Raw genomic sequence first — 6862 nt, 5'->3', positions numbered from 1 at the left:
CAGGGGCTAGGTAAGTATCAAATTTGCTTGCGGCAGCAGGGGCTATCCCCCCTTATTTCAAGTCTTTAATCACACAAATAAAAGGATCTTTTTTTCGTTGAACGATTTTACCGTTCGCATCCAAGCCAATCCGTTTTGCGCGGACAGAGTTTGACTCGTTGCCGCCGATGGTGGTTACAAACGGACCATCTTTATCTACACCTTTAGCTACCACAATAGCCGAATGAGAAGGATATCCCTCCGTAGTGGTAGCAGCGCGGGCATAATCTATTTTATTATTATTTCTGTTGTTTTGTATAATGTCGCCTAATTCTGGTTCAACTTCGTTAAAATCGAATGCCCTAAATACGCCGGTATTGTCCTTGCGATTTGCAATGGCTTTTTTTGCAAACTCCCAGTGGGCGGCGCTAAATTTAAATTCGGTGCTTTTTGCCCCGGCTTCCTTCACGCACCAGGAAACAAACACGGCCGACCATGCTACTTCAACACTCTGAAAACCGAAGCCCAAGCTTTGCCAGTAGTGTTTAATTTGCGGGCCCAGCACATTATCAGTTTCAACATGATTTTTATACTGACTAAATTGTTCGGTTGCTATCTTAATCAGCGAGGTTACATAAGATGTAGGCATGAATTTCTGGATTTAAATTACTTAAAGTTAATAGGTTACAAACAACAGCACAATAGGTGAAATCACGGTATTTTTTACCGTTAATTGCACATACGTGTTTCTCCTCTCGCTGCTGCTGCAGGCGTCCACGCTTGTGGTCAGTGTTTAGGTCTTTAGTGTAAAAAAACGCTCGGATAGCATAAAGCATACGCTGGTGCACATGTGTCCAGTGTATCCTCAATGGAAAGGTACAAAGCTTGGTGAGGTATATAACGTGTTGCTAAGTATGAAGGACATAGTGACGATGAATTGCGTGTTACTTAGCATGCGGGGCACACGCGACACGCGTGCGCCAGCGAAAGGGACTATTACCTAAATTGTATTTCTGTTCAAGTGCCCGTAATCCTTCCTTCCCATCCAAATATTCCTGGCAAACCTTTCGCTTAAATTCTTCACTATATTGACTCTGTCATTTACTCTCATAGATCTTTGAATATCTTTCGATTTTTGTTTACTGTTGTGTAAACCTATTTTAGGACAAAACAAGTGTGCAATTGCCACGACACGCGCGCGCCAGAGAATTACATTATAGCAGTTTAATTTTTCGTGTGGTACCACCTAAAGAGAGTTAATTTTATAACTTTATTATTATTCATTATAAAAACCTAAATCAATGAGCAAAGACGCAGTTTTGAGACTAAAGTCGAGTACAGTTTTTAAGGCTTTGTTAAATCGAGAAATTGAAGATGGATTTTCTAATAAGTTGTCATCAAAAATCGAAATAATCGTCGAAAATGTTAGCGATTTATTGGAAAGAATACCGGAAAATATGCCGGAGTATACTTTACATGATCCTAATCATAGCGCTAAGATTGTCGATATTATCGGGAAATTCCTACCGGTTGAAACTTTACAACACTTGAATTCTATCGAGTTGACATTGATTATTTTAGCTGCCTATTTACATGATATCGGAATGACTTCGTCTAAAGAAGAAAAGGAAAATATCATTGCAGATAATGAAGATTATAAAATCCTTTTCAAAACTCTCATTGATAAAAAGGAAAAGTATGAATATTATAAATCTATGGGGGATCATAGATCTGCTACTTTTATTGAAGATCAAGTATTTACTGAGTTTCTCAGACGGAATCATGTAAATAGATCGGCAGAATATATAAAAGCTAATCTTAGCGATGGCCAATTTTTTATAGAAATTAATGGAATTCCCTTTTGGAAACATTTGGTCACTATTTGCAATGGACATGGGGTTCCGGTAAAAAAAATAAAAGACACTAAAATATATCCCACTAATACATTAGTGGGCGAGAAAATTATAAATGTGCAATTTTTAGCATTGATCTTAAGACTGGGAGATATTCTTGATTTAGATCCAGAGCGAACGCCAAAGATTATTTATGAATTTATCAATCCTCAGGATCCTATTAGTATAATTGAATGGAAGAAGCATAGATCGATAATAGGATATAGTATAACATCTGAGAAAATTTTGTTTGAGGCTGAATGTTCAATCCCAGAGGTAGAAAGAGCTTTAAAAGAGTTTATGAATTGGATTGAGATTGAAAGAAAGCAAACAATGCAATTACTTTATGAATATTCATTGCCATCTTTGAAAAATTACCATTTACATTTAAACGAGGAAATTTCAATAGATAGAATAAGGTCCGATGGATCTTACATCTATAATGATTTGAAATTTGAAATTGACTATCAAAGGGTTCTTGAGATATTAATGGGGCAAAGGTTATATAGGAGTACTATTTTTGCACTTAGGGAATTGCTGCAGAATAGCTGCGATGCTATCAAAGCTCGACAAGAGATATATGCAAATAAAATTGAAAATTTTGAAGCCGCAATTCATATAGAAATCGATGGAGGGAAGTTAATCGTAAAAGATAACGGCATCGGAATGAACTTTGATATTTTTAGAAATTATTTTTTACAAATAGGGAAAAGTTATTATTCAAGCCCCGATTTTTATAGCCAATATTCTGAAATAGATGTTACAAGCGAGTTTGGAATCGGAGTTTTATCTGTATTTATGATTGCCAATTCATTGACTCTTGAAAGTAGACGCGAGCCGGATAATCCCATAAATCCTCCCAAACCTATATATTTTGAAATCCCAACTGCCTATAGCTACACTATTCAAAAGGAAGGTGTCAAGATTGATATAGGGACGGATATTTCATTGAAATTGAAATCACATAAGCCTTTTAAAGACTTTAAACTATATGACATATTATCTGAATTAATCCCGTCTTCACCGTTTCCGATTTACGTAACTGAAAATGGAATTAAAACCTGTTTTAAAGAACGGAAAAAAGATGATATTTCATTTATTCCGCCTTTTATTAATATCACTAATTACGAAGAGTTTATATTTGATGATCTTAATCCCGATAGCAATAATAGAGCGTTTTCTCACGCATTTTTTCAGATTGATTTCTCTAAAAGTAATAATCCTATTTTAAGTAATATAAACGGAAAGTTATATTTGATAAACTCAGGTAAATATAATTGGTATAGCATTATAAATGGATTTATATGTCAACGAAATTTTGCTATTGGAACTGTTCTTGAAGATGAGTTATTTAGAATTAGCACCACAGAAAATACTAAAAAGTTGTTCCCAAATTGGCTTTCATACTATTCGACCTTAAATTTGACTCATTCTGCTTGTTTAACAATTACTCCCGACAGAACAGATTTTATTAATGACGACAAATATGAAAATCTTAAAACATTAATAGAAGAGTTTATAATTGCAGAATTACAGGATCATTTTGAGGCCTTTATAAAGGACTTTTCAATAGAGAGATTTTATGAATATATGGATTTTTTATTATCGACTGGCTTCATAGGTATGGATAACAAATATCGCGATAGTACTTTTTCTGATAAAACATATAAGTTTCTCGCCAAGTATATCTCATTTCCAGTAATTACAAAAGAGGGATTTAAAAGCCGATTAGACAGTTTAACTATTGCTTCTTCAAATACAATAGGTAAGATATATTATAAATTAAATGAAACGCATTTGACGAGATTACAAGATATCGTTTCTTCGGATGCTGTGATAATTAATTTTGAGGATATGTTATATAATGTTGGAAAAGAATATAGAGTTGAGATGTTTTTTAATTATTTAATATCTGGTAATTTAAAAATAATCGGTAATTATTTAATAGTCACTAATATGCTCCCCTTGTTCACAATTGATATAGTCAAATATTGTGGAAAATATAATGATAGCCTTGGACGTAGCTTTACTTTAAATATAATCGATTCATTCAAAAATGAAGATACCCCAATTTTGTGTTTGCCAAAAAGGCAGTATGAATTTTATATGACACTGAATGCCTCTCATCCTTTAATTACAGCCTTTTTAGGAGAAGATTTACTAATAGAGAAAAATAGGGATAAGTTTATTGAACAAATTCAAGATCTTCTTTCATTGAACATAGAGGAAAGTATTAAACGAATTGGATTTGCAGAAGAGCTCTTTTGGGAGAAGGCCTTTGATGAGTTCGGAGGAAGGGTGAATTACTTTGAAGTTACTAATGGCTTATTGATGAAAGATAGTTTGTTTTTGGATGCAGTAAATGAGGGTATTAGAAAGCTTTGGCAGGAAAGTGCATTTATATTAACGGCAAACAATACAGCTCCTCCCGTTCTTAGTAAGAATGATTTTCCTCGTTATTGGTCTGATTTGAAATACTATGAATGATTATGAAACAACGAGTCTTTAATTGAATTACTTTGTAAGCATTACAGATGCTATCTACCACTGACGTAAATATGCAGCGTTGGCAAAGCGTAGGCGTACTCGTGACTTTTAATATTAAAAAATGCATCATTAACTATTTGAAAAGTCACGGGTACCCCACATCTCAACCCATCCCTACACACTCACGCGAGAATATGTCTTAATAATAAAAATACACTTCTATCCCCCCGCACCCCCCAACATCCTGTTCACCGCCAATAAACTCATCTCCAACCGCCCGGCAATCTGCCTTTGGCTCAAACCCTGTTTATGGAGCGAAGGTACTTTCGCTGCCCGGCGCTGGCGCTCGATTTGGCTGTAGCGGCGCAGATGTTTAACCTCGTTATCGGTATGAGAGAATACAAATTTTAAAAAGCCGTTTTGTCTTTCCAGCCGGCCGAGGCATACGTTATGGCTACCATGCATTTCGGCGGTGCTGCGTTTTTTAAGGTAGTGTGGTAGCCTTGCAGCAGCGTTTTTTTGCTACCGCAAGGTTGTACCTTGTAGTGAATGTGCAATGAATTTATTAAATGTCAACTCCTGTTTCCAACTCCATCAATCCCATGTGGTAAGGCTCCGTATCAGACTTTATAAAATTCTTTTTTAACTCCTTTATTTTATCCTCGTCAAACTGCCCTGAGAGGCTATCTAAATGGTTAAAAAAGTAATAGTTGGTCACAGTGGTTTTATCTGCTTTGGGATTAAGTAGATTAGTTATCCGGTAGGTGTATTTATACACAGAAAGGTTGATATCTCCAGGCTTTGAATGGCTTAAAGCCTGTATCCTTGCTACCTCCCATTTCAATGCGTGAAATTGATCGGTATTGTTTTCTGTTCTTGCTTTTTCAGATTCCTCGGTATAGAGTCTTATAGCTTTTGGCCAATCTGTGGATAACGGCACGTCCGCCTCCTTTTCTAAATCAGAAATCGCCCTTGAGCTTTTGATAATAATTACAGTGTCTAATACTCCGGGTTCGTAGCCAATATCCACGCCCATAGCATTCTCATTGATGCTTTTTTCAATACGCATTATGCGGGGGCTTTTATTGGTTTTGTTTGAACATCCAAATACGGACAAAAGAGAGATAATAAAGACTAATTTTTTTGTAGTGTGATTAGGCATAAATGGTTTAAATTAAATATAACAACCGGTGTTGGCACCGGCTAAATAAACGGGCTTGTTTTTTTGCAGGCCACAGTACCAAAGATAGAAACTTTGACGGAAGTTTCCCCACTGGCGCGAATACGGAGTGCAGAAAAAGAGTTGGTGTATTCGTGATTTTAAAAGACTTTATAAGATGTTCCATTATCCTCCCGCAACCCCTAACACCCTGTTCACCGCCGATAAACTCATCTCCAACCGCCCGGCAATCTGCCTTTGGCTCAAACCCTGTTTATGGAGCGAAAGTACATCTGCTGCCCGGCGCTGGCGTTCCATCTGGCTGTAGCGGCGCAGGTGTTTAACCTCGTTATCGGTATGGGAAAATACAAATTTTAGAAAGCCGTTTTCCCTTTCCAACCGGCCGAGGCATACGTTATGGCTGCCGTACATTTCGGCGGTGCTGCGTTGTTTTACCTGTTTAAGGTAGCGGTAGCCGGGTAGCGTCTGGCTTTCGGCCATGGCGAAGGCACTGTCGCAAAAGTTAATGAGCATTTTGCTGCCTTGCAGGTCGTTGCGTGTAATGGGCAGGGCAGGGTTGCGCTTGGGGGTGTGGGCCAGCACCAGGATGCTGAGGCCATGCCGGGTTTTAAGCAGCTTAAGCTGTTTCATGAGCGAGAGGGCCTGGCTGCTGCGCTCGGTGCCGTTGCGCAGGCAGGTAATATTATCAATAATGAGCACCCTGGCATCGGTACGCTTAATAGCGCGACTAAGACCGTGTGTAATAAACTCATCAAAAGTTTTAAAATCATGCGGCAGACCGGTCATCTGGTTAAATTCGCCCCGGTAAAAATTTTCGTGAAAGGTGTGGGTGCTGCTGCCGTCGGTGTAGCGCTGTTCAAACTGTTTGCCGCTCAGCTCAAAATCAATATACAGCACCGGGTTGGGTTCGGCATCCATTTTAAAAGGTGTAATGGCTTGTCCGCGGGCAATACTGTCGCCCAGTTGCACAGCCAGCAGGCTTTTGCCCATATTGGTATCGGCAAACAGGATGCACAGCTCGCCTTCAAGCCAAAACTCGCCAAACAGCATCCGTGGGGCCTGGTTTGCCCGCTCCATCTCCATCCACGCGCTGGCCTGGTGAATAATAAAGGGATCGGGTGGGATAGCATCGGGATCGTAAACCCTGGGGCGGATGCCTCTTTTAGCATCCCTGCGCGCCGCGTCGCGCACATCGGTGCGTATCATTTCCACAACCAGTGGTCTTCCATCTTTTTTAATCATAGTAGGATTATCGCCGGGGAAAAACTTATGAAAAGAGCTAATAGGTAGAATCATATCGACTCACCCCGACGTCGTTACGCTT

4 protein-coding genes are annotated in these 6862 nt (G+C 38.6%); 1 reads left to right on the top strand and 3 read right to left on the bottom strand.

What is annotated here, in order from left to right:
* Window positions 1-52 precede the first annotated feature (52 nt).
* A complete protein-coding gene (locus VF500_RS05865; RefSeq protein WP_330858768.1) occupies window positions 53-628 on the bottom strand; it encodes a DUF2272 domain-containing protein in 576 nt (191 codons plus the stop codon).
* A gap of 652 nt (window positions 629-1280) precedes the next feature.
* Here VF500_RS05865 and VF500_RS05860 point away from each other — a divergent pair.
* Complete coding sequence (locus VF500_RS05860) at window positions 1281-4358, top strand: HD domain-containing protein (protein ID WP_330858767.1); 3078 nt, start codon at window positions 1281-1283, stop codon at window positions 4356-4358.
* Between the two features lie 565 nt (window positions 4359-4923).
* Here the strand turns inward: VF500_RS05860 and VF500_RS05855 are convergent.
* Both VF500_RS05855 and VF500_RS05850 read right to left on the bottom strand, forming a co-directional pair.
* Entirely contained in the window at window positions 4924-5520 is a 597-nt protein-coding gene (locus VF500_RS05855) for a hypothetical protein (RefSeq protein ID WP_330858766.1), read from the bottom strand.
* A gap of 183 nt (window positions 5521-5703) precedes the next feature.
* Window positions 5704-6780 carry an AAA family ATPase gene (locus VF500_RS05850; protein WP_330858765.1) on the bottom strand — a complete coding sequence of 359 codons (1077 nt, stop codon included), beginning with the start codon at window positions 6778-6780 and terminating at the stop codon, window positions 5704-5706.
* Window positions 6781-6862: the final 82 nt, after the last annotated feature.

Source organism: Mucilaginibacter sp., assembly GCF_036383575.1.
Taxonomy (GTDB): Bacteria; Bacteroidota; Bacteroidia; order Sphingobacteriales; family Sphingobacteriaceae; genus Mucilaginibacter.
This window is presented reverse-complemented; position numbering and strand designations above follow the sequence as displayed.